This window comes from Oleiphilus sp. HI0132, from assembly GCF_001635845.1.
The window spans coordinates 1-654 of record NZ_LWGJ01000326.1 but is presented as its reverse complement, the minus strand read 5'-3'; the positions used below and the strand labels follow the sequence as shown (position 1 = coordinate 654).

Sequence of the window (654 nt, the reverse complement as noted above, 5' to 3'; positions counted from 1 at the left end):
TCACGCCCACGACGTTCAAACAATTGCTCAACCAAGGTTCTATAACGCTGGCGGTCCGTCATACAAACAGGCCCGAAATGAGAATTATCCAGCGTAGGAAGTATACCGACAGGAAATATGCGACCTTCATATTTTGCAGCAATATCATTTAGCTTCGACAGCTGGCGGCAAATCTCATTTTCTGTCGACTTAAACGGCGCATCCGACAGGGAATATGGAGTCAGGTTATATTCCAGGTTATAGCGGTTAATCTCCAGAGTCAGTTGTTTGTCATCAGCAGCATCTAAGATTTCTTGATTCAGCAACAAGGGCTCTCCCTTGCTATCAACAATATACATTTCGAGCTCGGCACCCAAAATAGCACTACCCGGTTTCTTTTTTCCAAAGCCTGTCTGTGACAATAGGGAGCTCAAGCTGGAAAGGTTGGTCTGCAGTTTTTTTTCAAAGTCTCGATAATCACTTTCTGCAAAACTGCTCTTATCTATATCAATTCCCATCTATCCGTACTCTGTATCAATGGTGCTTTCTGAATCAGCTTCAAAACAAAATCTATAACTCATACTATGAACAAACTTCTTATCCAATGCCTTGATCTGGCACAAAGACTTATTAATACCTGATAATTCCGCCAATAAATTTACATTATTTTTAAGC

The 654-nt window shown here is 41.0% G+C and carries 1 pseudogene; it reads right to left on the bottom strand.

The features are described from left to right. Positions 1-497, bottom strand: a pseudogene (locus tag A3766_RS03935) (glutamate--cysteine ligase); the annotation flags it as partial. Positions 498-654: the final 157 nt, after the last annotated feature.